Genomic DNA, 1,000 nt, shown 5'->3' with positions numbered 1-1,000 from the left:
ACTCTTTTGTTGCGGGTTTACTAACAATTATTTCCATTAACGATAAAAAAGAGACAGAATCCCCGTAGCTACGGTACGATGACATCGACGAAAACACCATCGAGAAAGGATTCTGCCTCATGTCTACCGTATCATATTCCTCCTGGATCGCCAATATCTTTCACCAATGGAACCTCCGGTTCTTTATGTCTGCTCCGGCCGCGTGGCACATGCAACAGCTGCTGGAAGGCTGGACCCGGGAGCACCGCAATGGGAGCGTGAAAGCCCTCCAAGAAGCTGCGAATCATTCCGCCCACCACTCATCGGTCACCCGGTTTTTTCGCACCTCCCGGGTGGACGACGATGCCCTGGAGCGGAAGCTCCAGCGATTGGTGCTGCAGCATGTCCGGCGGCAGGCTTCCGGCACCCATCCGGTTCTTATTGCCATCGATGATACCGTCGTTCCCAAATCGAAGCCTTCGTCCCAGGCGCACCACCCGATCGACGACGGCGGATACCATTTTGACCATCAGACCGGGACGACCGTTTACGGGCATCAATGGCTCACCATCATGGCAGGGACGAGCGAGCGTCTGTATCCTTATCATATCGAACGATATGAGAAAGAACATGGACCCAGTAAAATCGACCTGGCCCTTCAGCAGCTTCGCACCATCGACGTGGGGAATCGGCCCGTCTATGTCCTGGCCGACAGCTGGTACGCATCGGAAAAACTGATCCGGGCCGTCCGGGACCGGGGCTGGCATTTTATCGGTGCCATTAAAAGCAACCGGGTGCTCGATACGGCCCCCATGCCGTTACCAGCCAGAAACTGGGCCCAACGGGCCCGGCAGGTGGAAGATCCGGACCTTGTGACCGTCCGGACCACCACCTATGAAATGGTTCGGTTTCAGGGCCGGTTGAAAAGTGGCCTCTCGGGCGTGGTCGTTGGTTCCCGGGCTTCTGCTTCCCACGAAGCGTACCGGTTTTTCTTTTCCACCGACCCCTCGATGACCGCGGC

At 56.7% G+C, this 1,000-nt stretch carries 1 protein-coding gene; it reads left to right on the top strand.

The genetic code is table 11. From position 1 onward, the window contains the following. Positions 1–119 precede the first annotated feature (119 nt). On the top strand, positions 120–1,000 hold an 881-nt coding region (locus tag ACTTK6_RS15785), incomplete at its 3' end, for a transposase (protein WP_462833950.1).

The organism is Marinococcus salis (assembly GCF_054971365.1).
The sequence above is the reverse complement of the archived record's forward strand: the minus strand, read 5'-3'. Positions and strand labels throughout refer to the sequence as shown.